Genomic DNA, 22450 nt, shown 5'->3' on the forward strand with positions numbered 1-22450 from the left:
CCACAGGCTGTGGATGAATTCCGCCGACCCGGCACCCGAGATCCCGGGCCTACCGGTACGCGCGCCCTCGCCAGACCGGCCCCGGCGCCCGGCCGGTACGCGTCACGGCAGGAGGACGAGCTTCCCCCGTACGTGCCCCGCCTCGCTGAGGCGCTGCGCGTCGGCCGCGTCGACGAGCGGCAGGGCCCGCTCGACCGGCACCCGCAGCTCGCCGTCGGCGGCGAGCCGGGCGTGCTCCGCCAGCTGCGCGCCGGACCGGGAGCCGCCCCCGGAGAAGGCGACCCCGTACTCGGCCGCGTTCTGGTCGGCGATGGTGACGATCCGGTCGGTGGTGCCGCCGCGCAGCTCGATGGAGTCCGGCAGCGCGCCGCGCCCCGCCACGTCGAAGACCGCGTCCACCCCCTGTGGAGCGGCCTCGCGCACCCGGTCGACCAGCCCCTCCCCGTACTCCACCGGGGTCGCGCCGATCACCCGCAGATAGTCGTGGTTGGCCGCGGACGCCGTACCGATCACGGTCGCGCCCCGGGCCGCCGCCAGCTGCACCGCGGCCGAGCCGACGGCTCCGGCCGCCCCGTGCAGCAACAGGGTGTCGCCCTCGCCGACGGCGAGCTCGTCCAGGACGCGCTGGGCGGTGTTCGACGCGATGGTCAGCGCCGCCGCGTCCTGCCAGCTCAGCTCGGCCGGCTTGGGGGCGACGAGCGCGGCATCGGCCAGGGCGTACTCGGCGTAGGAGCCGGTGGCGCTCCAGCCCAGCACCTCGTCACCCACCTCGACACCGGTGACCCCTTCCCCGGTCCGGTCGACCACCCCGGCGAACTCGACGCCGGGGATCGCCGGGAGCGAGGTCGGGAAGGCATCCTGCATCCAGCCGTGCCGGATCTTGTAGTCCATCGGATTCACCCCGGCGGCCATGACCTTCACCCGTACCTGCCCCGGACCGGGGTGCGGGTCCTCGACCCGGGCCGGATGCAGGACCTCGGGTCCGCCGAACTCCTCGAAAACGATCGCTTCCATCGCGCCTGTCCCCTCGGTGGCTGCTGCGGGCCCCGAAGCAGGCCCCTGCCGATCCTCCCGTCCTCGACGCGTGCGCGCACGCCGCCTCGCTGTCAGTGCCGGGTGCCAGACTCGGCCATATGACCGAACGCTGGGCGCTGGCCACCACGGAGAGCGGTGGCGCACGCCTCGTCCCGCTCGACCGCACCGGCCTGCCCACCGCCCCGGTCGTGACCGAACCCGATCTGGTCGAGGCCGTCCGCTCGCGTCCCGGAGTCACCCGCTGGGTGTGGCGCTCGACCGCCGAGATCTACCCCCGACTGCTCGCCGCCGGGGTGCCCGTGGCGCGCTGCTACGACATCGAGGCCGCCGAGTCCCTCCTGCTGGCACACGAGGGCCGGCTCGGCGAACCCCGCTCCGCGGCCGCCGCCCACGCCCGGCTGCTGGGCGTCGCGGTGCCGCCCGATCCACCGCCGCGCTCGGCGGAGCCCGGCTCCCAGTCCTCCCTGTTCGAGCCCAGGTCCGGCACGGACCTGCCCTTCGACGCCCTGCTCCGGGTCTACGCGGACCAGCTCGCCCGGCACGACGCCACGGACCGTCCGGGCCGGATGCTCCTGCTGACGGCTGCCGAGTCGGCCGGCATGCTGGTAGCCACCGAGCTGAACCGCGCGGGGCTGCCCTGGCGGGCCGACGTCCACCGGGACGTCCTCCAGGAGCTGCTGGGCGAGCGGTACGCGGGCGGTGGCGAGCCCCGCAAGCTGGCCGAGCTGGCGGACGAGGTGTCCGCCGCCTTCGGCCGCAGGGTCCGCCCGGACCTCCCCGCCGACGTGGTGCGGGCGTTCGCCCAGGCCGGCATCAAGGTGAAGTCGACCCGCCGCTGGGAGCTGGAGGAGCTGGACCACCCGGCGGTGCGGCCGCTCGTCCAGTACAAGAAGCTCTACCGGATCTGGACGGCCCACGGCTGGAGCTGGCTCCAGGACTGGGTCCGCGACGGCCGCTTCCGCCCCGAGTACCAGCCGGGCGGCACGGTCAGCGGCCGCTGGACGACCAACGGCGGCGGCGCCCTCCAGATCCCCAAAGTGATCCGGCAGGCGGTCGTCGCCGACGACGGCTGGCGGCTGGTCGTCGCGGACGCCGACCAGATGGAGCCGCGAGTGCTGGCCGCGATCTCCCGCGACCGGGGCCTCATGGAGGTGGCCGGGCACGACGGCGACCTCTACACCGCGCTGTCCGACCGCGCCTTCCACGGCGACCGCGACCACGCCAAGATCGCCCTGCTGGGCGCCGTCTACGGCCAGACCTCGGGGGACGGCCTGAAGAATCTGGCCGCCCTGCGCCGAAGATTCCCGCACGCCGTCGCCTATGTGGACGATGCCGCGAAGGCGGGGGAGGAAGGCCGTCTCGTACGGACCTGGCTCGGCCGCACCAGCCCGCCCGCGGCCGGCCGCGGGGACGACGGCGAGGCCGGTATCCCGCAGGAGGGCGACGACCTGTCGGCGGACGGCTCCGAGCGCCCGGGGGACGGCGGTTTCACACCCGGCTACGCCTCGTCCGACGCCCGCGCGCGCGGCCGCTTCACCCGCAACTTCGTGGTGCAAGGCAGCGCCGCCGACTGGGCACTGCTGCTCCTGGCCGCCCTGCGTCAGTCGCTCGGCGCCGCCGGGCTCCGGGCCGAACTGGTCTTCTTCCAGCACGACGAGGTGGTCGTGCACTGTCCGCTGGAGGAGGCCGAGACGGTGGTGGAGGCGATCCGGGCCGCCGGTGAACTGGCCGGACGGACCGCCTTCGGCGAGACACCGGTGCGCTTCCCGTTCACCACGGCGGTGGTGCGGCGCTACTCGGACGCGAAATGAGGGTCAGGGAAACGAGGGGGTCAGGGGCTGTGCGGCGGATGTGGCGCCGGAGGCGGCGTGCCGCCGCCACGGCGGCCGGCGGCCGGGGTGCGGAACACGGTGAGCCCGTGGTCCCGGGGAACAGCGGCGGCGGCCAGGTGCCGGTGGCGGTCGCGTCCGTTGAGCAGATGGATCGCGAGCGCCACCACGGCGATCATGCCGATGACTGCCACCACGGCGATCAGGGTCTCCATGCGTTCTGGCCTCCTCGGCCCGTCCCCCGCCATCCCCCTGCCGTCCCTCCAGGCTACTGCGCGCACAGCCGCGACGGCGGCCCGTGGAGCAGCCCCGGCCCGGGAACGGCGGGTGCCCCGGGGGAGGAGCCCGGGGCACCCGCGGCGGCGGTGGTGCCCGCCGGTCCGCTCGTCTACCCGCGTTCCCACAACGCGGGGACGTTCGGCGGCTCCCAGCCGGTCAGGGCGGTGTGCGCCTGCAGACAGCGGTACGCGACCCCGCCGTACGTGACGCGGTCTCCCGCGTTGTAGAGCGTGCCCGTCGCCCAGCCGCCGCCCGGATCGGTCGGGTCCGTCGGATCGGTCGGGTCCGTCGGGTCCTGCGCGATGTCGAGGACGAAGTCGAAGGTCCCCTCCTTCGCGGAGCCGACCGCCCGGACGTTCATCAGGAGCGCCGGGTCGAAGATGCCGTCGGTGTTGTTGCGCGGCTCGTTCGGGAAGTAGAGCTGCGTGGTGAGGATTCCCGAGCCGGGCGCCTGGGCCTTCACATGGATGTGCCGGGTGCGGCCGGGATACAGCCCCGGCACGACGGTGGAGAGGGTGAACGCGCCGGAGGCGTCGGTGAACTGGTGCCCGCGGAAGCCGAACCCGCTCATGTCGTAACCGCCGTTGGTGTCGGCCTGCCAGAAGTCGAGCAGCACCCCGGCGACGGGCTCGCAGGCCCGGCCGAAGACGTAGCCGCTGACGGTCAGCCGGACGCCGGGCGTACTGGAGGTCACCAGGCTGGTGCGGAGCGGGGAGTTGGGCTTGAAGTACGGGCCCTCGATCTGGTCGTGGGTCGGTTCGTCGCCGTCGTCGCAGTCCGGGGTCGGCGCGAGCGGCAGGGCGGTGGTACCGGTGTCGCGGGCCAGCGCCACCCCGGTCCCGGCGAACAGCGGGACCGCGGTGGCCACCAAGGCCGCCTTGAGCAGTGTCTTACGGCTGATCCGCCGGTCTTCGGAGAAGCGGTCAACGGGGTCGGGGGTCATGGCGGACTCCTCGGGATGGTGGGGAAGGGCACGTGCGGGTGCGTGGGGGCCCGGGGCACTGCGCCGGGCCCCGCTCCTCGATCGCCGGAGGGGCTCGGAACGCGGTCCGGGTGCTACAGCGCCTGCCACAGGGCGGGGACGTTCACGGGCGTCCAGCCGGCTTGGGCCTGGTGCCCCTGGAGGCAGCGGTAGCCGGCCGAGCCGTACGTCACCACGTCGCCCGCGGCGTACACCGTGCCGGCCGCCCAGCTCCCGCCGGGTTCGGTGGGATCGGTCGGGTCGGTCGGATCGGGCGGGGTGCCGCTGGTGACCAGGGTGAGTCCGTACGCCTGGAGCGCCGGGTTCACCGGCTGGAAGTACGTCGTGCCGCCCTGCGAGCAGTTGCCGGTGCCGCCGGAGGTGACGCCCTGGGCCTGGCTGCCGGAGATGAACGAGCCGCCGGAGTCGCCGGGTTCGGCGCACACGTTGGTGCGGGTCACTCCGGAGACGGTGCCCTCCTGGTAGGTGACGCTGCTGTTGCGCTGCTGGACGGTGCCGCAGTGCCAGCCGGTCGTCGAGCCCGAGCGGCAGACCGACGAGCCCTCCAGCGCCTCGGTGGAACCGGTGACCGTCACATCACCGTTGCCGTAGCCGTTCACCAGCGGCCGCGGGGTCCAGCCGGTGTTCGCGGCGACCCAGGAGTAGTCGCGGCCGGGGAAGGTGGAGCCCTGGAAGGAGCCCTGGGCCTGCTGGTTGTAGCCGCTGGTGCTGACGCCCGGGGTTCCGCAGTGCCCGGCGCTGACGAAGCCGCCCTGGGTGCCGCGCTTGACGGGGAAGCCGATGGAGCAGCGGCCCGTGCCGTTCATGTAGTACGCGTCACCGCCGCGCAGATCCGTGAACGTACGCGGTACACCCGCTGACTGACTGACCGTCACCAGTTTCCGCGGCACTCCGGCCGCGGCGAGGAAGGTGTCGGTGGCGGCGCCCCGGCCGGCCTCGACAACGACGCGGTTGGTGCGCACATCGACGTACCAGACGGGTATGTCCTCCGGCGCCCGGTGGAGCGCCACCCGGTCGAGGGCGGCCTTGGCAGAGGTGAGTTCGGCCAGGCTGTGTCCGACGACGACGGCCCGCGCACCGGCCTCGGTGATCCTCGCGGTGTCCGCCGCGTCGGTGGTGGCGACGGTCAGTTCCGCCGCGTCGCCGCTCACCCGGGCCCCGGCGAATCCGGCGCCGAGCGAGTGCCGCAGCCCGGCGGCCACGGCTGCCGCGCGGGTCTCCGCGCCGACCCTGGACCGCGCCCGGTCGGCGCTGAGCCCGAGGTCGCGCTCCATCGCCTTGAGCAAGCCGGGAGAGAGCTGTTCCGCCCCGGCGACGGGCGCGGAGGGTGCGGGGGACGGGTCGGCGGACGCGGTGCCGGTCAGTCCGGCCAGGGCGAGCACACCGACGGCCACGGTGGCGGTGCACACGGCCGATGCACGTCTTCGGAGCATGGATCTCTCCACGTAACTCTCCTTGGTTGCGGGGGAATTGCCGACAACGTAGCCGCGTGCAACCGGCTCCAGGAGATCCCGTCCGCCCATCGCGTCACGTTATGGGGCAGCCGTGACCGGCGGCGATACGGCGAAACACCCGCTCCCGGTCTCCCCGCCCGCGACCGGCGCGAGTAGGTTCCCCTCATGCGAATAGGTCAACTGCTGGGCACCGGACGCTCCGCCGACGTATACGAACTGGATGAGCAGTGGGTCCTGCGGCGTTACCGCGTCGGGCTGGACGCCACCCGCGAGATGCCTGTCATGTCCTACCTCTCGGCCTCCGGCTACCCGATCCCCCGGCTCGGTCCGCTGCCCGTGTCGGCAGGTCCCGGCGATCTGGTCATGGAGCGCCTGACCGGTCCGACGATGCTGGAGGCCCTGGTCTCCGGCGCGCTCGGCGGGGACGAGGGCTCCGCCATGCTGGCCGGCCTGCTCGCCGATCTGCACAGCGTCCCGGCCCGGCTCTCGGAGGATCCCGGGGACCGGATCCTCCACCTCGACCTGCATCCGGGCAACGTGATGCTGACGGCCGACGGCCCCATGGTGATCGACTGGAGCAACACAGAGGAGGGCCCGCCCGCCCTGGACCGGGCCATGTCCGCGCTGATCCTGGCCCAGGTCGCGGTCGATCCCCAGGTCCCGGAAGCGGCGGGTGCCCGCGCGCTGCTGGACACCCTGATGCCCCTCCTGGCCGCCGCCGACGACGGCATCCCGGCCCGCCACCTCGCCGCCGCGGCGGCCCGCCGCGCCGCCAATCCGACGATGAGCCCGGCCGAGGTGGCCCTCATCGGTGACGCGTCGGCCCTGGTCGCCGCACTGTCGGGATGAGATCCGGCCGTGGACCGGGCCCGCGGTGGGCCCGGTCCGCCGGCCCACCGCGGAGCACAGTCACTCGCGCGTGCCCGCCAGTTCGACCGGCCGGGTGCGCAGCGCGAGCCAGGCGGGCAGCACGGCGAAGACCACGGCCAGGACCGCGCTCGCCGCCACCACGAGGCCGATGACCGCCCAGGGGACGACGACGCCGGACCCGACGTCGAGCAGTCCGAGCGCGGTCCGTACGCCGAGCAGGTTCAGCGCGGCGACGACCGCGCCGAGCACCGCACCCACCGCGACCACGGCCAGCGCCTCCACCCCGACCAGCCGCAGCACCTGCGCCTTCGTCGCCCCGGCGAGACGGAGCACCGCCAGGTCCCGCACCCGGTCCGCGGTGGCCATCACCTGGGTGTTGGCCAGCGCGATCCCCGTGTACACCAGTGCTATCGCCAGGATCATCAGCAGCCCGAGCCGGGTACTGCCGCCGGTGGGCGGGTGGCCGGCCCTCACCCACTGCGCCGTGGTCAGCACGTCGGTGCCGGTCGCCCGGCCGGCCGCGTACAGCGCTTCCGCCACGGCCGACCGGTCCGTGCCGCTCCGGACCCGGACGTCGATCCGGTCGATCCCGGCCCCGGCGGCGTTGCGCGGGGTGAGGTAGACGCCGTTGTTGCCCGTACCGGTGGAGAGCACGGCCACGACCCGCAGGGTGACCTTGCGGCCGTCGCCCAGCCAGACGCCGACGCGCTCGCCGATCGTCGTGGTCAGCCACTCCTCGTTGACGACGATGCCGCCGTCGTCGAGGTCGGCGAACCGGCCCGCCACCACCGACAGCGCGGACACCGCCGCCGCGTCCGCCGGGTCCACCGCCCTGGCCTCGGAGCGGACGAAGCGCCGGGTGCTGGCGGTACTGGCGTACCTGCGGGGCTAGCGGGACAGGGTCCAGGTCACCGCCGGGGTCACCGTCCCTGGTACGGGCCGGGCCGGCGGTGAGGACCCACGAACGGTGGCCGGATACCGACGGGCTCCACATGCTGTTGCGGGCAGTGCGGCCGTCGAGAAGGATCCCGCCCTGTGACGACAGCCGAGCAGCAGCCCCAGCCCTCCCCGCGATCCCCCGGAGCCACGTCGCCCCGCCCCCTCGCGCTGATCACCGGCGTCGGCCGTACGGCCGGCATCGGCGCGGGCATCGCCCACCGACTGGCCGCGTCCGGCTGGGACATCGCGTTCAGCTACTGGACCCCCTACGACAGGCGCATGGCCTGGGGCGAAGAGCAGGGGGCGGCGACGACGATCGCCGCATCCCTCGCCGAGCAGGGCGCGCGCACCGCGGCGATCGAGGCGGACCTCGTCGATCCCGACGTCCCGGCCCGGATCTTCGACGAGGCCGAACGCACCATCGGACCGGTCACCGCGCTCGTGCTGAGCCACGCGGAGTCGGTCGACTCCGGGCTCCTCGACACCACGGTCGAGAGCTTCGACCGGCACTTCGCCGTGAACTCCCGCGCCAGTTGGCTGCTGATCCGGGAGTACGGGCTGCGCTTCCGCGCCCCGGCAGGGACCGGCCGGATCGTGGCCCTGACCAGTGACCACACCGTCGGCAACCTCCCGTACGGCGCGAGCAAGGGCGCCCTGGACCGCATCACCCTGGCCGCCGCGCACGAGCTGGCGCACCTGGGCGTGACGGCCAACGTCATCAACCCCGGCCCGGTGGACACCGGCTGGATGAACGAGGAGGTCGCGGAGTCCTGCCTCCGGGGCACCCCGCTCGGCCGCCTCGGAACCCCTCGGGACACCGCGCACCTGGTCGACTTCCTCTGCTCACCGCAGGGCCAGTGGATCAATGGCCAGCTGCTGAAGAGCAACGGCGGCTCGGCGTAACCGCTCGTCAGGGACGGTTCACGGGCGCTTGGTCCGCCACAGCCACCCGGTACCGGCCAGCGTCACGACGAGTGTCAGGGCGACGACCGACCAGCGCAGCGCCGGGTCAGCGGCGCTTCCGTCATCGTCGAGGACGAAGACGTACCAGCCGACCTTGATCACGAGAGGGACGAGAAAGGCCAGACCCACCCCGGTCCATTTCTCGGCCACCGTCCAGTAGCGGGCCCGGCACACGATCACGACGCCGGAGACCAGGCCCGCGAGGGCTATCCAGTTCAGGACCACGTTCCGGGCCAGGTAGGGCAGGACGGTGCTGACCAGCAGGAGTACCAGGGGCAGCCACACCGGAGAGCGGCGGCGACCCGGCTTGCGGGCCCTCGCTCCCGCGGTGCCGCCGCCGAGCTCCTGGAACGCCGTCGCGGCTATCGCGCGGGGGTCGCCCACCTCGCGCAGGATCTCGCGGGTACCGCCGGGCCGTTCGGCGAGCGCGACCTCGATGTGTTCGCCGAGGTCGGCGATGAGTTCCTGGCGGGCCGCGGGCGGCAGCGTCGACGTCTCGCGTTCGACTGCCGCGAGGTAGTCCCGCACCAGTGATTCATCGGTCTTCAAGAGTGTGCCCTTCCAGGTGCCCACCGAGCCCCGTGCCCGGCGTGAGGAGTGGTCGACGGCCCCACGGGAACCGGGCCGGATCGCGGTGAACTGCGCCCTGCCCGTGGGCCGACGTCTCACCTCACCTGGTTCCATGCATTGCAATGTACCAGGCGAAACCCCACACCGACCGGCCCGTCCACCCCCCTCCCCAACCCTTCACACGCCCCTCCCCTTCGTGGCCTCGGCCGGTGCCCAGGATGCCGATGCCGGTCATGAGGTGATGCTCCTCGCGGTGTCGGGCGGGGCTGGTGGAGGTGGCAGCGCGGGTGACCGTTCAGGCGATCGGCGCGAGGACCTTGAGAGCGGCGGCGTGGACGCCGGGGGCGGCGGCGAGGAAGTCGCGGCCGCCCGTGCTCCAGGGTTCGCCCGCCAGGTCGGTGACGGTGCCTCCGGCCTCGGAGACGAGCAGGGCGCCGGCGACCAGCCCGGAGCGGACGTCGGAGAACTGCCAGAACGCGTCCGTGCGGCCGGCGGCGACATGGATGAGCTGCGTCGTGGCGGGAACCGACACGTGCACCACGAGTCCGTTGACGAGCATGGCGGTGACGGAGTCGCCGATCCGCCGGAAGGTGCGCTCGTCCTCGCCGGGCCTGGCCTGACCGGTGCCGATGAGCGCGGCACCCAGGTCGGCCTTGGCGGACACCTTCAACGGGAGGCCGTTGAGGCGGGCGCCGCCGTCGGCGACAGCGGTGTACGTGTCGCCGGTCAGCGGCAGGTGGACGCCGGTGAGCACCGGCCGGTTGTCGCGGACCAGGGTCGCGGTGACGGCCCACTCCGGCAGGGCCTGGACGTGGTTGATGTTGCCCTCGGCGGGGTCCACGACCCACCACTCCCCGGCCGGGAGCGCGCCCCGGCCAGTTCGCCCTCGGCCCACCGAGATCCTGGCCGGGCCCTCGGCGGCGAATTCGAGAGGAGCGGCCCTGGTGGGGGCCGAGGGGCTGGGCCATACCTGCGGTGCCCTGGGCGGCGTGGCAACGGCATCAGGAAGCGGGGACGGGCTCCAACCGGTAGGCGTCCCCGTGGGCGATCACGCGGCCGGCGGTGGGCGGTGCGAAGTGGGTGCCGAGGAGGAGGGTGTCCGTGCCGGCGAGGGAGCGGAGCAGCTTGCGGCGGGTGGCCTCGGACTGCCGCGGGTCGATGTCGACGCAGGAGCCGATGACGGGGTGGGCGAGCTGGACGGGGTGGTGGACGCAGTCGCCGGAGATCAGTGCCGTCTCACCCTGGCTGGTCAGTTCCACGGCGACGTGGCCGGGGGTGTGGCCGGGTGTCGGGATCAAGCGCAGGCCGGGGGCGATCTCGGCCCCCTCGTGCGGGACGTCGACCGTGCTCAGCAGACCCGCCTGTTCGACCGGGATCACGGAGTCGCGGAACATCTGTTCGCGAGGCTCCTCCATGTCGTACGTGGCCCAGAACTCCCGCTCTGCGCGGGAGGTGAGGTAGCGGGCGTTGGGGAAGGTGGGGACCCATTCGCCGTTCACCTGCCGCGTGTTCCAGCCGACGTGATCGGCGTGCAGGTGGGTGAGGATCACCAGGTCGACGGAGTCCGGGGGGAAACCGGCGCCGGTGAGGTGCTCCAGGAAGTCGGTCCGCAGGTCGTGCCAGGCCGGGTTGGCCCGCTCCTTGCCGTTGCCGATGCCGGTGTCGACGAGAACGTGCAGCCCGTTCACGACGAACGCGAAGCTGTGGCTGTCGATGTGCAGAATCCCGTCCTGGCCGGCGAAGTGGGGGTGCAGCCAGTCCTGGGCGGTCACCATCTCAGGGGTGGCGTCGGGCAGCAGCCAGGGTCCGGTCGCGAGCGGCAGAGCGACTTCGTCGATGCGGTGGACGGTGACGCCGCCCACGGTCCAGGAGGGGATGGGAGTGGCAGCGGGGGAGGTGTGCATGGTGTGTCGTTTCCTTTGGTTCTCTTCGACGGAAGCGGTCGGTTGTTCTCTTCAGTGGGAGCGGCCGGCTTCGGGGCGGGCCGCCCCGTGTCGTGACGCGGTGAGTGCCGCCAGGGCCGCCAGAGCGAGGAGAGCGGCGGTGATGGCGTAGGCGTGTGAGGTGGCCCCCAGCCCGTAGTGCTGGGTGGCGGCGCCCGCGGCGACGGCGGGCAGGCTCATGGAGAGGTAGCTGAGGATGTAGTAGGCGGCCAGTGTCGCGGCGCGGTCCCGCTCGTCGAGCGAGGCGAGGAGCATACGCAGCGCCCCCTGGGAAACGGCGCCGAAGGCGATGCCGGCGAGTACCGCGCCGCCGTAGACCGCGGGCAGCCCGGCGCCGTGCAGACCGCTCAGGGTCAGGGCCGCGGCGGGCAGGACGGACAGGCAGCCGCCGATCGCCGTGGCGCGGGGCGGCCTGCGCCGCAGCGCCCATACGGTGAGCGCGGCGGTGGCACTGAGGGTGAAGAAGACCATGCCACGGGCTGCTTGCGGGGCGTCGGGGGCCACCAGGCCCACGAGGGCCGGGCCGAGGGAGGAGTAGAAGCCGCCCAGCGCCCAGACGGTGCCGACAGCGGCGCCCGCGGCCAGCAGGGTGCGGCGGACCGGGGGCGGGACGCCGGCCCGCGGGCGCAGCGACCGCAGCGCTCCCACGCGGCGGTGGGCCGTCTCCGTGGTGAAGGTGGCCGCGATCGCCTGGGCGAGGAACAACGCCGCCAGCAGTACGTAGACGGTGACGGTGGGGGCGGGGGCGAAACGGACGAGCAGGGTGGAGACGAGCACGCCGGTGGCCATACCGGCGACCGGGGTGACGCTGTTGGCCAGGGCGGACCGGCCCGGGCGCCGGGGGTTCTCCAGGTCGAGGAGCGCCGCGCCCGCGGCGCTGGTGGCCGCGCCGGTGGCCGCTCCTTGCAGGACCCGGGCGATGGTCAGGGAGCCCGCGCCGTCCGCTGAGGCCAGGAGGACCATGGAGGCGGCCGCCATGAGCAGGGCGCCTGCCAGGACAGGGCGTCGCCCCAGGTGGTCGGAGAGCGCTCCGGTGGTGAGCAGGGCCAGCAACAGGGCCAGGGCGTACGCGCTGAAGACCACGGTGACGGCGAGCGCGGAGAGGCCCCACTGGTCCTGGTAGAGAGGGTAGAGCGGGGTCGGAGCGCTGGACGCGGCCAGGAGGGCCGCGAGTATCGACACGTCGAGGGCGAAAGAAGCCGTGCGCCTCTTCGCGGCCCGATGGGCGACGTGCGCGGGTGCGTCGGACATGACGCCGGGCATGGGACCCCTTCCGTAAATGCAATGAATTTGCGTTAACTCGACAGTAGGACCTATGGTCGGGTTAACGCAAACCGTTGGCTTTTAGCGCGGGGGCTTCGTTGCCACGCCCCCCCTGATCAGGAGAAACCCGTGCCCCCCGTTGAACTCACGCCGCCCGAGGCCGACCTCTGGGCCGCCCGTGCCGGACTTCCGCTGCCCGATGACCGCCACGCCGCAGTCGCCACCACCGCCAACCACATCCACTCCGTCGTCTCGGTCCTGCGTGAGCTGGACTTCGGGGACACCCCGCCCGCCGGCGCCTACCGCGCCGGAAAGGAGAAGCACGATGCAGCCGTATGAGCTGACCCTCGCCGACGCCGCGCAGCGGATCCGGGCCCGCCGGCTGTCCCCCGTCGAGCTGGTGGACTCGGTCCTCGAACGCATCGACCAGGTGGACCCGCACGTCGAGGCGTACGTCGCGGTCACCGCCGAGCAGGCCCGCGGCGCGGCGCGGGAGGCCGAGCGGGAAGCGGCCCGCGGCATGTTCCGGGGATCACTGCACGGCGTCCCGGCCGGGCTCAAGGACCTGATCGACGTCGCCGGTTCGCCCACCAGCGCCAGTTCCCGGGTCCGGGCCGGCCACCGCGCCGCCGCCGACAGCACGGTCGCCGCCCGGCTGCGGGCCGCAGGCTCCGTCCTGGTCGGCAAGACCCACACCCACGAGTTCGCCTACGGCCTGACCACCCCGCAGACCGCCAACGCCTGGGACCGCGGCCGGGTCGCGGGAGGCTCCAGCGGCGGGTCCGCCGTCGCGGTGGCGGCTGGGGCGGCGACCTTCGCCCTCGGCACCGACACCGGCGGGTCGATCCGGGTTCCCGCCGCGCTGAACGGGGTCGTCGGCCTCAAGCCGACCTACGGGCTGGTGCCGCGCCACGGCGTCACATCGCTGTCCTGGTCGCTGGACCACGTCGGCCCGGTCACCCGCACCGTCGAGGACGCGGCCCTGGTCCTGAACGTCCTCGCCGGGCACGACCCGCGTGACCCCGCCTCACTGGACGCCCCCGCCGTCGACCACCAGCCGGAACGGGAGCCGGACCTGGCGGGCGTGCGCGTCGGGGTACCACGCAACTACTACTTCGACCATGTCGACGCGGAGGTGGAGACCGCCGTCCGCCGGGGCATCGCGCAGCTGGAGACGCTCGGCGCCCATCTCGTCGAGATCGACATCCCGATGACCCGGTACATCCAGGCCACGCAGTGGGGGCTGATGGTTCCGGAGGCCACCGCCTACCACGAGGGCACGCTGCGTACCGTCCCCGAGCTGTACCGGGCGGACGTCCGCATCCTCCTGGAGGCCGGTGAGCTGATGGGCGCGGGCGACTATCTGCGTGCCCAGCGCTCCCGGACGCTCATGCAGGAAGAATGGGCCCGCATTCTGGAGAAGGTCGACGTGATCGCCGCCCCGGCGGTCCCGATGACCGCGGTGAAGGCCGGCCAGGAGAGCGTCACCTGGTCCGACGGCTCGACCGAGGCCGTCTCCGACGCCTACGTGCGTCTGTCCTCCCCGGCCAACATCACCGGAGTGCCCGCCCTGTCCGTCCCGGTGGGCCACGACACGGCAGGCATGCCGATCGGCATGCAGCTGCTCGGGCGACCCTTCGGCGAGCGGCAGCTGCTGCGGGTGGGCCACGCCTACGAGCGGACGCAGCCCGCCCGATCGCTCGCGCCTGCCGCCTGAGAGCGGCCTGCGGGCCGGGCGGTTCCTGACCGGCCCCTATGACGTTCGGCTCCGGTCGGGATCAGGACTGGGTGCCCGCAGCGAGGGGGCCCTGGTGCGGCCGTCGAGCCGGCACACTCCTCCTAAACGCAAGAACTGTGCTTTAAAGTGGAGTCATGAGTCGTAAGCCGATGGTGCGCCCCGGCGGGCGCAGTGCACGGGTCCAGGCTTCGGTGCACACCGCTGTCCGCGACATCCTGTCGGAGCGGGGCCGCGACGCGGTGACCGTCCCGCTGGTCGCCCAGCGCGCCGGAGTCACCCCCTCGACGATCTACCGCCGCTGGGGCGACCTTCAGGAGCTGCTGTCGGACGTCGCGGTGGAGCGCCTGCGGCCCGACACCGCGCCGGAGGACCACGGTGACCTGCTGTCCGACCTGACGGCCTGGGCCGAACAGTTCCTTGACGAGATGTCGTCCCCTTCCGGCCGCGCCTACATCCGTGACGCTCTGCTCGGCGACCCGGACGGCAGCTACGCCGGTCAGTGCTCGGCCTACGCGGCCGAACAGGTCGACGTCATGCTCGCCCGCGCGATCGGCCGCGAGGAGAACACTCCCGACGTCGAGACGGCGATGGACCGCGTGGTCGCCCCCCTGATGTACCGCATCCTCTTCCGCCCGGCCGGACTCGACGCCGCGTACGCCCGTCGGCTCGTGACCGAGCTCCTCGACGCGGGCGAAGAACACCCCCTCCCATGATCCAGATTCCTCGCGGCCCGCGCAGGAGGCGCCCAGATTCACCGTTGCTCATGCCCGCGGGCTGCCGCGGCTCGGGCGAGGCTAGGGCCTTCGGCTTGTGGCGTGGTCCGTGGAGGTCACCGCCCTGGTCGGTATACGGAGCCGCGGCGGCCACGACCTTCTTGCCGAGGATGGTGAGCTGCATGGAGTGTTTGACTCCGCCGCGGACCAGGAGCTCGCCGTCCAGGCCCTGTTCCAGCTTGCGGATCTGTTCCTGCCGCCGGCCGCAGCAGAGCGGCAGGCCAACCAGCCTTGCTGCCGCAGCGGCGGTTGTACGTGGCCTGCGCCGAGGATGTGCCCACACGGGAGGCTGCGCCGCTTGAGCCGCCGCCGCTCCAGGCCGTCGAGCCGCCGGTATGCCGTCGCGCGACCGGGCAGCTTCACCTCGCCTTCGCCATAGCGGGCTTCCGGGCGTGGGCCGACGGAGCGGATCACCTTCCCACAGGTCGGCTTCGATTCCCTTCCGTGCTCGGCATGCCCGACCCCGAGCAGCTTGAGCGGGGAGCAGAGCCCCGGTCCTGACCAGTTGAGACATCTCCACGATCAGGTCGGGGAACCTCGGCCTGGTCACGCTGCCGCCGCCGCTCCGGTTCCCCGACGTCCCGCTGCACTCGCTGTGGCACCAGCGCTACGACAACGACCTCGCCCACACCTGGCTGCGCGACCTGGCCACCGAAACCGTCCAGCCGCTGTTCGCGCCACTGAACACCTGACCGTCACAGCGCCCGACCGTCACAACGCCCGATCGTCACGGCGCACAACACCAGGCAGCAAAGGAGAACCCGAGAAAAGGGCCAGGGAAAAGGACAAGCAAAAGCCCCAGGTCACGGCGAGTGAGTCCTGAGGCTTCTACAGAGCCGCCTTCGGGATTCGAACCCGAGACCTACGCATTACGAGTGCGTTGCTCTGGCCAACTGAGCTAAGGCGGCACGCCCTGTCACACCATGGTGCGATCAGCAGCGGGCCCAAGTCTACACAGTTTCCGAGGGTGCTCCGTACCGGCCTGTCGCCGGGGTGTAGTCGCAGGTCAGCGGCGGGGCGGGTGGGATCAGGAGCACTTCTTGCCGTCGCTCGGCGGGGTGCCCTCCAGGAGGTACGTGTTGATCGCCGTGTCGATGCAGTCGCTGCCGCGGCCGTACGCCGTGTGGCCGTCGCCCTGGTACGTGAGGAGGGTGCCGGAGGAGAGCTGGCCGGCCAGGGACTCGGCCCACTTGTACGGGGTGGCCGGGTCCCGGGTGGTACCGACCACCACGATCGGGGCCGCGCCCTCCGCCGTGATGCGGTGCGGGGTGCCGGTGGCGCGGACCGGCCAGTAGGCGCAGTTCAGGGAGGCCCAGGCGAAGCCCTTGCCGAAGACCGGGGAGGCCTTCTCGAAGGTGGGGAGTGCCTCGGTGACGGCCTTGGAGGTGGTGAACGCGGGCGGGAGGTCGATGCAGTTCACGGCCGCGTTGGCGTACATCAGGTTCGCGTACGAGCCATTGGGCTCGCGCTCGTAGTAGCTGTCCGCCAGGGAGAGCAGGCCGGAACCGTCGCCCTTCTCGGCGGCGGTGAGCGCCTCGCGGAGCTGGGGCCAGGCCGTCTCGTCGTACATGGCGGCGATGACGCCCGTGGTGGCGAGGGACTCGCCGAGCTTGCGGGGGTCACCCGTGGCAATCGGTTTGGCGTCGAGGTCGGCGAACAGCTGCTTCAGCCGGTTCGCGGCCTCGGACGTGGACGTGGTGCCGAGCGGGCAGTCCGCCTTCTTCACGCAGTCACCGGCGAAGGACTGGAACGCCGTCTCGAACCCCGCGGTCTGGTCGCGGTTCATCTCGACCGAGGGAAGCGACGGGTCCATCGCGCCGTCGAGGACGAGCCGCCCGGCCCGTGCGGGGAAGAGTTCGGCGTACGTCGCGCCCAGGAACGTGCCGTACGAGGCCCCGACGTAGTTCAGCCGGTCGTCACCGAGCAACGCGCGCAGGATGTCCATGTCACGCGCCGTCTCGACGGTGGAGACATGCGGCAGGATCTCCCCCGAGCGCTGCTCGCAGCCCGTGGCGAACTTCTTGAACGCACCGCTCAGCGCGGTGACCTCGCCCGCGTCGTCCGGCGTCTGGTCGACCTGGGTGTAGGCGTCCATCTGCGGACCGGTGAGACAGGTGACGGGTTCGCTGCGCGCCACCCCGCGCGGATCGATGGCCACCATGTCGTAGCGGGCCCGCACCTGGGCGGGGTAGCCGATCGCGGCGTAGCCCTGGAGATAGCCGATGGCCGATCCGCCGGGGCCGCCCGGATTCACCAGCAGGGAGCCGATCCGCTTGCCGGGCCCGGTGGCCTTCTTGCGGGACACCGCCAGCTTGATCTCGCCGCCGTCCGGCTTCGCGTAGTCGAGCGGCGCCTTCATCGTGGTGCACTGGAATCCGGTGACACCGCAGTCCCGCCAGCTGAGGTGCTGCGCGTAGAACGTCTTCAGCGCCGCGGGGACGCGGGAGGCGGTGGCCGCAGGCGCGGGCGAGGAGGCGCTCGTCGTCGAACTCCCACTGGTGCAGCCGGAGATGAGGAGGCCGGCAGTGCCGAGCGCGAGGGCGAGAGTGCGGAGCGGGCGCCTGGTGTCCATGTCCGGAGCGTAGCCGCCGGGTGACGACTCGCCCGATTCCCTGCTCATTCGGGTGATTAGGTGCCGGTCAGCGGATCGCGACGGCCACCGGACTCGTTACGTCACCCCGCCCGCAGCGCCATCGTCATCGCCTCCACCGCGAGCAGCGGGGCCACGTTGCGGTCCAGCGCCCGGCGGCAGGCGATCACCGCCTCGATCCGGCGCAGGGTCCGCTCGGGGGTGGACGAGCGGACGATGCGGTCGAGGGAGTCCTGCGCGTCGGTGTTGGCGATGGCGATCCGCGAGCCCATTTGAAGAGCGAGCACATCGCGGTAGAAGCCGGTCAGTTCGGTGAGCGCCAGATCGAGGCTGTCGCGCTGCGTACGGGTCTTGCGGCGCTTCTGCCTTTCCTCCAGCTCCTTCATCACCCCGGCCGTGCCCCGCGGCATCCGGCCCCCGGCGGACGCGCCGAGCGCGGCCTTCATGTCTTCCGTCTCCTTGACGTCCACGTCCTCTGCGACCTGCTTCGCGTCGTCGGTGGCGGTGTCGATCAACTCCTGAGCGGCCTTGAGGCAGCCACCGATGTCCTCGACCCGCAGCGGCAGCTTGAGGACCGCCGCCCGGCGCGAACGGGCCCGCTCGTCCGTGGCGAGGCGGCGCGCCCTGCCGATGTGGCCCTGGGTCGCGCGGGCGGCGGACGCGGCCCGCTCCGGGTCGACGCCGTCGCGCCGCACCAGGACGTCGGCGACCGCTTCGACCGACGGGGTGCCCAGCGTGAGGTGACGGCAGCGGGAACGGATCGTCGGCAGTACGTCTTCGAGCGAGGGCGCGCAGAGCAGCCACACGGTGCGCGGCGCGGGCTCCTCGATCGCCTTCAGCAGAACATTGCCCGCGCCTTCGGTGAGGCGGTCGGCGTCCTCCATGACGATGACCTGCCAGCGTCCGACGGCCGGGGAGAGCTGGGCGCGGCGGACCAGCTCGCGGGTCTCCTTCACACCGATGGAGAGCAGGTCGGTGCGGATCACGTCGACATCGGCGTGTGTACCGATGAGGCTGGTGTGACAGCCGTCGCAGAAACCGCAGCCCGGTGCCCCGCCCAGGGCGCGGTCCGGACTGGTGCACTGCAGAGCGGCGGCGAAGGCGCGGGCGGCGGTGGACCGTCCGGAGCCCGGCGGGCCGGTGAACAGCCAGGCATGGGTCATCCGCGAGCCGGGCGGCACCGGTTCTCCCGCGGAGATGGCGGAGACCAGCACGTCGGCGTCCCGGGCGGCGGCGCCGAGCTGCTCCTGCACCCGGTCCTGGCCGACCAGGTCGTCCCATACGGACATGGGTCACCGCCCTTCCGGTGGTGTGCGGCCGCGCTGCCCTCCGTGTGAACGGCGGCGCGGCCCTGTGTGGCTCGTCGTGGATCTCGTCCTGGCCCTCGCCGTGGATCTCTCCCCGGCCCGTGCCGCGGCTCTCGTCGGTCCGGCACCGGCCAGGCGTCGATCCGGCTTCCCATTGTGGGGGACGGGTCTGACAATGCCGGCAGACGGACGATGGAGTGACCTGTATCCCGGGCGGCCTGGGTGACCTGGCTGACCGGCAGGCGCGGGGGAACGCGCCGGGAGCCCCGGGCACCGCCAGGCACCCGGGGCTCCCGTACGTACCGGATCAGCGGCGCGGGCGACGTCCCCGGCCCGGGGATGCCGGGCCCTCGTCGTCGTGGTCGCCGAGCAGTTCGTCCGCCAGCGTCGGCAGGTCGTCCAGCGGGGTCTCCTCCGCCCAGTCGGGGCGGGGCCGCCGGGACGGCCGGGCGGAGCGCTCCTGCTGGTCCGCAGCCGGCTGCTGAGGCGCGTGCGGGTCGGTGACCTGCGGGAGCTCACGGGTGCGCTCGTTCTCGCGCTCCGGTACGGAGCCGGCCGGGTGCTCGTCCCGGAAGATGCCCCGCGGTACCCGGTCGGCCGGATCGGCGTCCCGCGCGGACGTGCGGCCCGCGTCCCGTACCGGCGGGAGCACCGTCGTCTCGTCCATCGAACCCGCCGCGTCCCGTCCGCCGGAGCGCTCGTCCGGGTCGGTGAACTTCGGGATCATCGTCGTCTCGGCCTCGTCGGAGGGCCAGGTGGCGGACGAGGAACGGGAACGGGTCGAGCCGGACGACGGCTCCACCGGGGAAGGAACCGGCTGAGTGATCTCGTTCGGGTTGACGAGCGGGGTCGGCACCGTCAGCTCGTTGTCCGGCACGGACGGCCGTGACGACCCTGACGACCCGGAGGACCCTGAGGACCCGGACGAAGAAGACGACCCGGACGCCCGGGAAGCCCGCGCTGCCGTCTCGGCCTCCGCGGCGGCCTCTGCCGCTTCCCGCTCGGCGGCGGCAGCCTCCGCACGCGCGGTCTCGGCCGCGGCAGCCGCGTCGGCCTCGGCCTGGCGGCGTGCCGCCTCGGCCCTCAGCAGCGACTCCTCGGCCTTGCGCTGCTTCTCAAGACGCCGTACCTCGGCCTCCTGACGCAACCGCGCCTCCTCCTCGGCCTGGCGGCGCAGCCGCGCCTGCTCGACCTCGCGGGCCGCTTCCTCGGCCTCCAGCCGGGCTCGCTGCTCCTCCGCGATCCGGCGGGCCTCCTCGGCGCGCTGCCGGGCCTCCTCCGCCTGGCGTTCGGCCTCGCGGCGGCGTGCTTCCTCCAGCTCCTGGCGCTTGCGCTCCTCCTCCTCGGCACGGAGCCTGGCGAGCTGTTCCTGCCGCTCGCGCTCCAGGCGCTCCTCCTCCGCCTTGCGCGCCGCCTCTTCCTCGGCGAGGCGCCTGGCCTCTTCCTCGGCGGCCTTGCGTGCCTCTTCCAGGGCCTTGATCTCGGCCTCGGAGAGCGGAAGGAGCTGGTCGAGCCGGTGCCGTACGACCGTGGTGATCGACTCCGGGTCCTGGCCGGCGTCCACCACGAGATAGCGCGTCGGGTCGGCCGCGGCCAGCGTCAGGAAGCCGGAGCGCACGCGGGCGTGGAACTCGGGCGGCTCGGACTCCAGCCGGTCGGGCGCCTCGGTGAACCGTTCGCGCGCCGTCTCCGGGTCCACGTCCAGGAGCACCGTCAGATGCGGTACGAGCCCACTCGTCGCCCACCGCGAGATGCGGGCGATCTCGGTCGGCGCGAGATCGCGGCCCGCGCCCTGGTAGGCGACGGACGAGTCGATGTAGCGGTCGGAGATGACGATCGCGCCGCGCTCGAGCGCCGGACGCACGACCGAGTCGACGTGCTCGGCGCGGTCGGCGGCGTACAGCAGCGCCTCCGCACGGTTGGAGAGCCCGGCCGAGGACACGTCGAGCAGGATCGACCGCAGTCGCTTGCCGACAGGCGTGGCCCCGGGCTCCCGGGTGACGACGACCTCGTGGCCCTTGGCCCGGATCCACTCGGCGAGCGCCTCCACCTGGGTGGACTTGCCCGCTCCGTCACCGCCCTCCAGGGCGAGGAAGAATCCGGTCGCGGCGGGTGCGACGGCCGGCTCGCCGCCGCGCAGCGCCTCGCGCAGATCACGGCGCAGCGGCACTCCGGAACGGTCGTCCGTCTTCGCGAGCACGATCGCGGCGACCGGCAGCAGCAGGGCGCCGATCAGCATCAAGGTGAAAGCCGCACCGCCGTGCGCGAAGACGAAGTCACCGGCCGTCAGCCGGTGCGTGCCGATCGCGGCGGCCAGCAGCGGGCCCCCGACCGCGCCGAGCGCGATCAGGACCCGGACGACGGCCTGGAGGTGTTCGGTGGTCCTGGCCCGGCGGAACTCCTCGGTCTCCTGGTCGACGAGGACATGACCGGTGTTCGCGGCGACGCCCGCCGCGTATCCGGCGAGCACCGCGATCAGGATGACGGTCGCCGTGTCCGGCACCAGGCCCATCACCAGGAGCGCGACGCCGGTGACGGCGGTGGCCAGAGAGAGCAGCCGTCGCCGCGACAGCGTCGGCAGCACCTTGCCCGCGGTGCGGATACCGACCCCCGTACCGCCGGTGAGGGCGAGGATCAGCAGCGCGAGGGTGGCGGGGCCGCCGCCCAGGTCGGTGGCGTGCAGTACGGCGGCGGCGCCCGCGGCCGCGATCGCTCCGGCGACAGCGGCGCAGGTCGCGATGATCAGCGGGACGGCACCGGTGCGGCCCTTGTCGGGTCCGTCGCCGCCGGACGGCCGGCGCAGCCCCTCCAAGGGGGAGCGTGGCCGGGGCGTGGGCGTAGCGGGCAGTTCCAGGAAGTACAGGATGGAGATGGAGGAGGAGAACAGCCCGGCCGCGACGTACGAGCCGAGGGCCGCATGGTGGAAGGAGAACCAGTCCAGGCCCGAGCCCAGCAGATTCCCGATCAGCGTGGCCACCAGCAGCACGGCCGCGGCGACCGGGACGGCGGCGAAGTCGGTGCGCAGGGAGAGCCGGCGCAGCGCGCCGAGGTGGTCCGGCAGCGGGCGGACCGCGGCGCCCTCGATGGGCGGGGCGGGCAGCAGCGCGGGAGCGGCGCTCTCCTTGGCGACCCGCCACAGGCGTTCACCGACGCCGGTGACGAAGACCGTGATCAGGACCATCATGAGTGCCCGGTCGGGCATCCAGTCGATCCACAGCGGTGCGACGACGAGCAGTGCGAGCCGCAGCCCGTCCGCCCCGATCATCAGCCATCGCCGGTCGATCGGCCCGCCCGGTGCCGTCAGGGTCGTCAACGGCCCCAGAAGTACGGCTCCGAAGAGCAAGGTGGAAATAATCCGGGCACCGAACACGGCGGCGACGGCGAAGGCCGCCCCGCGGTATCCGGATCCGAATGAGCCCTCAAGGACCGCCGCTTGCAGCGACAGCAACACCAGCACGAGAAGGGCGAGTGCATCGCCGATACCGCCGACGAGCTGGGCGCTCCACAACCGCTTCAGCGGGGGAATACGCAACAGGGCTCGTACGGCGCGCTCGCGTGAGTCTGCGGCAAGTGTGTCGGAGGTGGGGCTCACGACCGTTGGCTGCTCGGCTCGCGTCATCCGCCCAGCCTATCGGGAGCGGACCGGTGCCCGGGGCCCGCGTCCGAACATACGACCATCAGACACTCACCCCACCCGATTCCGGCCCGCCCTTTCAGCCCCTCCGGCGCTTGACCCGACCACCGGGGACACCCACCCCACCCCCGTTCCACCCGCCCTTCAGCCCCTCCGGCGTTTGACCCGACCACCGGGGACACCCACCCCACCCCCGTTCCACCCGCCCTACAGCCCCTCCGACGCTTGACCCGACCACCGGGGACACCCACCCCACCCCCGTTCCACCCGCCCTACAGCCC

The 22450-nt window shown here is 72.9% G+C and carries 16 protein-coding genes, 1 tRNA gene and 3 pseudogenes; 7 read left to right on the forward strand and 13 right to left on the reverse strand.

What is annotated here, in order from left to right; translation table 11 throughout:
* Positions 1–102: 102 nt before the first annotated feature.
* Entirely contained in the window at positions 103–1014 is a 912-nt protein-coding gene (locus ACIQM0_RS26415) for an NADP-dependent oxidoreductase (protein ID WP_401291006.1), read from the reverse strand.
* A gap of 119 nt (positions 1015–1133) precedes the next feature.
* Between ACIQM0_RS26415 and ACIQM0_RS26420 the strand changes: the two genes are divergently transcribed.
* A complete protein-coding gene (locus ACIQM0_RS26420; protein WP_401291009.1) occupies positions 1134–2846 on the forward strand; it encodes a bifunctional 3'-5' exonuclease/DNA polymerase in 1713 nt (570 codons plus the stop codon).
* Between the two features lie 20 nt (positions 2847–2866).
* On the opposite strand, the gene ACIQM0_RS26425 is transcribed toward ACIQM0_RS26420, so the two are convergent.
* The 3 genes from ACIQM0_RS26425 to ACIQM0_RS26435 all read right to left on the reverse strand — a co-directional run bounded on the left by ACIQM0_RS26425 (position 2867) and on the right by ACIQM0_RS26435 (position 5558).
* A complete protein-coding gene (locus ACIQM0_RS26425; RefSeq protein WP_401291011.1) occupies positions 2867–3079 on the reverse strand; it encodes a hypothetical protein in 213 nt (70 codons plus the stop codon).
* Between the two features lie 173 nt (positions 3080–3252).
* On the reverse strand, positions 3253–4086 hold the full coding sequence (locus ACIQM0_RS26430; RefSeq protein ID WP_401291013.1) for a carbohydrate-binding protein: 834 nt from the start codon (positions 4084–4086) through the stop codon (positions 3253–3255).
* 113 nt (positions 4087–4199) lie between these two features.
* The gene (locus ACIQM0_RS26435; RefSeq protein WP_401291015.1) at positions 4200–5558 is read right to left on the reverse strand and encodes an alpha-lytic protease prodomain-containing protein; all 1359 of its coding nucleotides are present in this window, start codon (positions 5556–5558) and stop codon (positions 4200–4202) included.
* 186 nt (positions 5559–5744) lie between these two features.
* Here ACIQM0_RS26435 and ACIQM0_RS26440 point away from each other — a divergent pair, with 186 nt between their 5' ends.
* Entirely contained in the window at positions 5745–6428 is a 684-nt protein-coding gene (locus tag ACIQM0_RS26440; RefSeq protein ID WP_401291017.1) for a phosphotransferase, read from the forward strand.
* 60 nt (positions 6429–6488) lie between these two features.
* Here the strand turns inward: ACIQM0_RS26440 and ACIQM0_RS26445 are convergent.
* Positions 6489–7298: pseudogene (locus ACIQM0_RS26445) on the reverse strand (FtsX-like permease family protein); the annotation flags it as partial.
* 186 nt (positions 7299–7484) lie between these two features.
* On the opposite strand from ACIQM0_RS26445, the gene ACIQM0_RS26450 reads away from it, so the two are divergent.
* On the forward strand, positions 7485–8291 hold the full coding sequence (locus tag ACIQM0_RS26450; RefSeq protein WP_401291020.1) for an SDR family oxidoreductase: 807 nt from the start codon (positions 7485–7487) through the stop codon (positions 8289–8291).
* 18 nt (positions 8292–8309) lie between these two features.
* Here ACIQM0_RS26450 and ACIQM0_RS26455 read toward each other — a convergent pair whose 3' ends face one another.
* The 4 genes and pseudogenes from ACIQM0_RS26455 to ACIQM0_RS26470 form a co-directional block, all read right to left on the reverse strand.
* Positions 8310–8900: an HAAS signaling domain-containing protein gene (locus ACIQM0_RS26455; RefSeq protein WP_401291023.1), complete on the reverse strand. Its 591-nt coding sequence runs from the start codon at positions 8898–8900 to the stop codon at positions 8310–8312.
* Positions 8901–9216: 316 nt separating this feature from the next.
* Positions 9217–9836, reverse strand: a pseudogene (locus tag ACIQM0_RS26460) (inositol monophosphatase family protein); the annotation flags it as partial.
* A gap of 86 nt (positions 9837–9922) precedes the next feature.
* Entirely contained in the window at positions 9923–10825 is a 903-nt protein-coding gene (locus ACIQM0_RS26465; protein WP_401291026.1) for an MBL fold metallo-hydrolase, read from the reverse strand.
* A 51-nt stretch (positions 10826–10876) separates the two neighbouring features.
* Positions 10877–12115, reverse strand: a complete 1239-nt coding sequence (locus ACIQM0_RS26470; protein ID WP_401291029.1) for an MFS transporter — start codon at positions 12113–12115, stop codon at positions 10877–10879.
* A 141-nt stretch (positions 12116–12256) separates the two neighbouring features.
* On the opposite strand from ACIQM0_RS26470, the gene ACIQM0_RS26475 reads away from it, so the two are divergent.
* From ACIQM0_RS26475 to ACIQM0_RS26490, 4 genes and pseudogenes are all read left to right on the forward strand, one after another.
* The gene (locus ACIQM0_RS26475) at positions 12257–12466 is read left to right on the forward strand and encodes a hypothetical protein (RefSeq protein WP_401291032.1); all 210 of its coding nucleotides are present in this window, start codon (positions 12257–12259) and stop codon (positions 12464–12466) included.
* Positions 12453–13844: an amidase gene (locus ACIQM0_RS26480; protein ID WP_401291035.1), complete on the forward strand. Its 1392-nt coding sequence runs from the start codon at positions 12453–12455 to the stop codon at positions 13842–13844. Before ACIQM0_RS26475 ends, ACIQM0_RS26480 begins: the two co-directional genes overlap by 14 nt.
* A 155-nt stretch (positions 13845–13999) precedes the next feature.
* Positions 14000–14578, forward strand: coding sequence for a TetR/AcrR family transcriptional regulator (locus tag ACIQM0_RS26485; RefSeq protein WP_401291038.1), 579 nt, complete (start codon positions 14000–14002; stop codon positions 14576–14578).
* A gap of 596 nt (positions 14579–15174) precedes the next feature.
* Positions 15175–15330: pseudogene (locus ACIQM0_RS26490) on the forward strand (LysR family transcriptional regulator); the annotation flags it as partial.
* Positions 15331–15472: 142 nt separating this feature from the next.
* Here the strand turns inward: ACIQM0_RS26490 and ACIQM0_RS26495 are convergent.
* The 4 genes from ACIQM0_RS26495 to tmk form a co-directional block, all read right to left on the reverse strand.
* Positions 15473–15546, reverse strand: a tRNA-Thr gene (locus tag ACIQM0_RS26495).
* A 119-nt stretch (positions 15547–15665) separates the two neighbouring features.
* A complete protein-coding gene (locus ACIQM0_RS26500) occupies positions 15666–17210 on the reverse strand; it encodes an alpha/beta hydrolase (RefSeq protein ID WP_401291041.1) in 1545 nt (514 codons plus the stop codon).
* Positions 17211–17311: 101 nt separating this feature from the next.
* Positions 17312–18517, reverse strand: coding sequence for a DNA polymerase III subunit delta' (locus ACIQM0_RS26505; protein WP_363031012.1), 1206 nt, complete (start codon positions 18515–18517; stop codon positions 17312–17314).
* 325 nt (positions 18518–18842) lie between these two features.
* Positions 18843–22154: a dTMP kinase gene (gene tmk, locus ACIQM0_RS26510; protein WP_401291044.1), complete on the reverse strand. Its 3312-nt coding sequence runs from the start codon at positions 22152–22154 to the stop codon at positions 18843–18845.
* Between the last annotated feature and the right edge of the window lie 296 nt (positions 22155–22450).

The organism is Streptomyces sp. NPDC091387, assembly GCF_044756945.1.
In the GTDB taxonomy this organism is placed as follows: domain Bacteria; phylum Actinomycetota; class Actinomycetes; order Streptomycetales; family Streptomycetaceae; genus Streptomyces.

What these genes read in the sequence shown, in the direction of transcription:
- ACIQM0_RS26415 (WP_401291006.1), bottom strand. Translation starts at nt 1,014, where the DNA reads ATGGAAGCGATCGTTTTCGAGGAGTTCGGCGGACCCGAGGTCCTGCAT.
- ACIQM0_RS26420 (WP_401291009.1), top strand. Translation starts at nt 1,134, where the DNA reads ATGACCGAACGCTGGGCGCTGGCCACCACGGAGAGCGGTGGCGCACGC.
- ACIQM0_RS26425 (WP_401291011.1), bottom strand. Translation starts at nt 3,079, where the DNA reads ATGGAGACCCTGATCGCCGTGGTGGCAGTCATCGGCATGATCGCCGTG.
- ACIQM0_RS26430 (WP_401291013.1), bottom strand. Translation starts at nt 4,086, where the DNA reads ATGACCCCCGACCCCGTTGACCGCTTCTCCGAAGACCGGCGGATCAGC.
- ACIQM0_RS26435 (WP_401291015.1), bottom strand. Translation starts at nt 5,558, where the DNA reads ATGCTCCGAAGACGTGCATCGGCCGTGTGCACCGCCACCGTGGCCGTC.
- ACIQM0_RS26440 (WP_401291017.1), top strand. Translation starts at nt 5,745, where the DNA reads ATGCGAATAGGTCAACTGCTGGGCACCGGACGCTCCGCCGACGTATAC.
- ACIQM0_RS26465 (WP_401291026.1), bottom strand. Translation starts at nt 10,825, where the DNA reads ATGCACACCTCCCCCGCTGCCACTCCCATCCCCTCCTGGACCGTGGGC.
- ACIQM0_RS26470 (WP_401291029.1), bottom strand. Translation starts at nt 12,115, where the DNA reads ATGTCCGACGCACCCGCGCACGTCGCCCATCGGGCCGCGAAGAGGCGC.
- ACIQM0_RS26480 (WP_401291035.1), top strand. Translation starts at nt 12,453, where the DNA reads ATGCAGCCGTATGAGCTGACCCTCGCCGACGCCGCGCAGCGGATCCGG.
- ACIQM0_RS26485 (WP_401291038.1), top strand. Translation starts at nt 14,000, where the DNA reads ATGAGTCGTAAGCCGATGGTGCGCCCCGGCGGGCGCAGTGCACGGGTC.
- ACIQM0_RS26500 (WP_401291041.1), bottom strand. Translation starts at nt 17,210, where the DNA reads ATGGACACCAGGCGCCCGCTCCGCACTCTCGCCCTCGCGCTCGGCACT.
- ACIQM0_RS26505 (WP_363031012.1), bottom strand. Translation starts at nt 18,517, where the DNA reads ATGTCCGTATGGGACGACCTGGTCGGCCAGGACCGGGTGCAGGAGCAG.
- tmk (WP_401291044.1), bottom strand. Translation starts at nt 22,154, where the DNA reads ATGACGCGAGCCGAGCAGCCAACGGTCGTGAGCCCCACCTCCGACACA.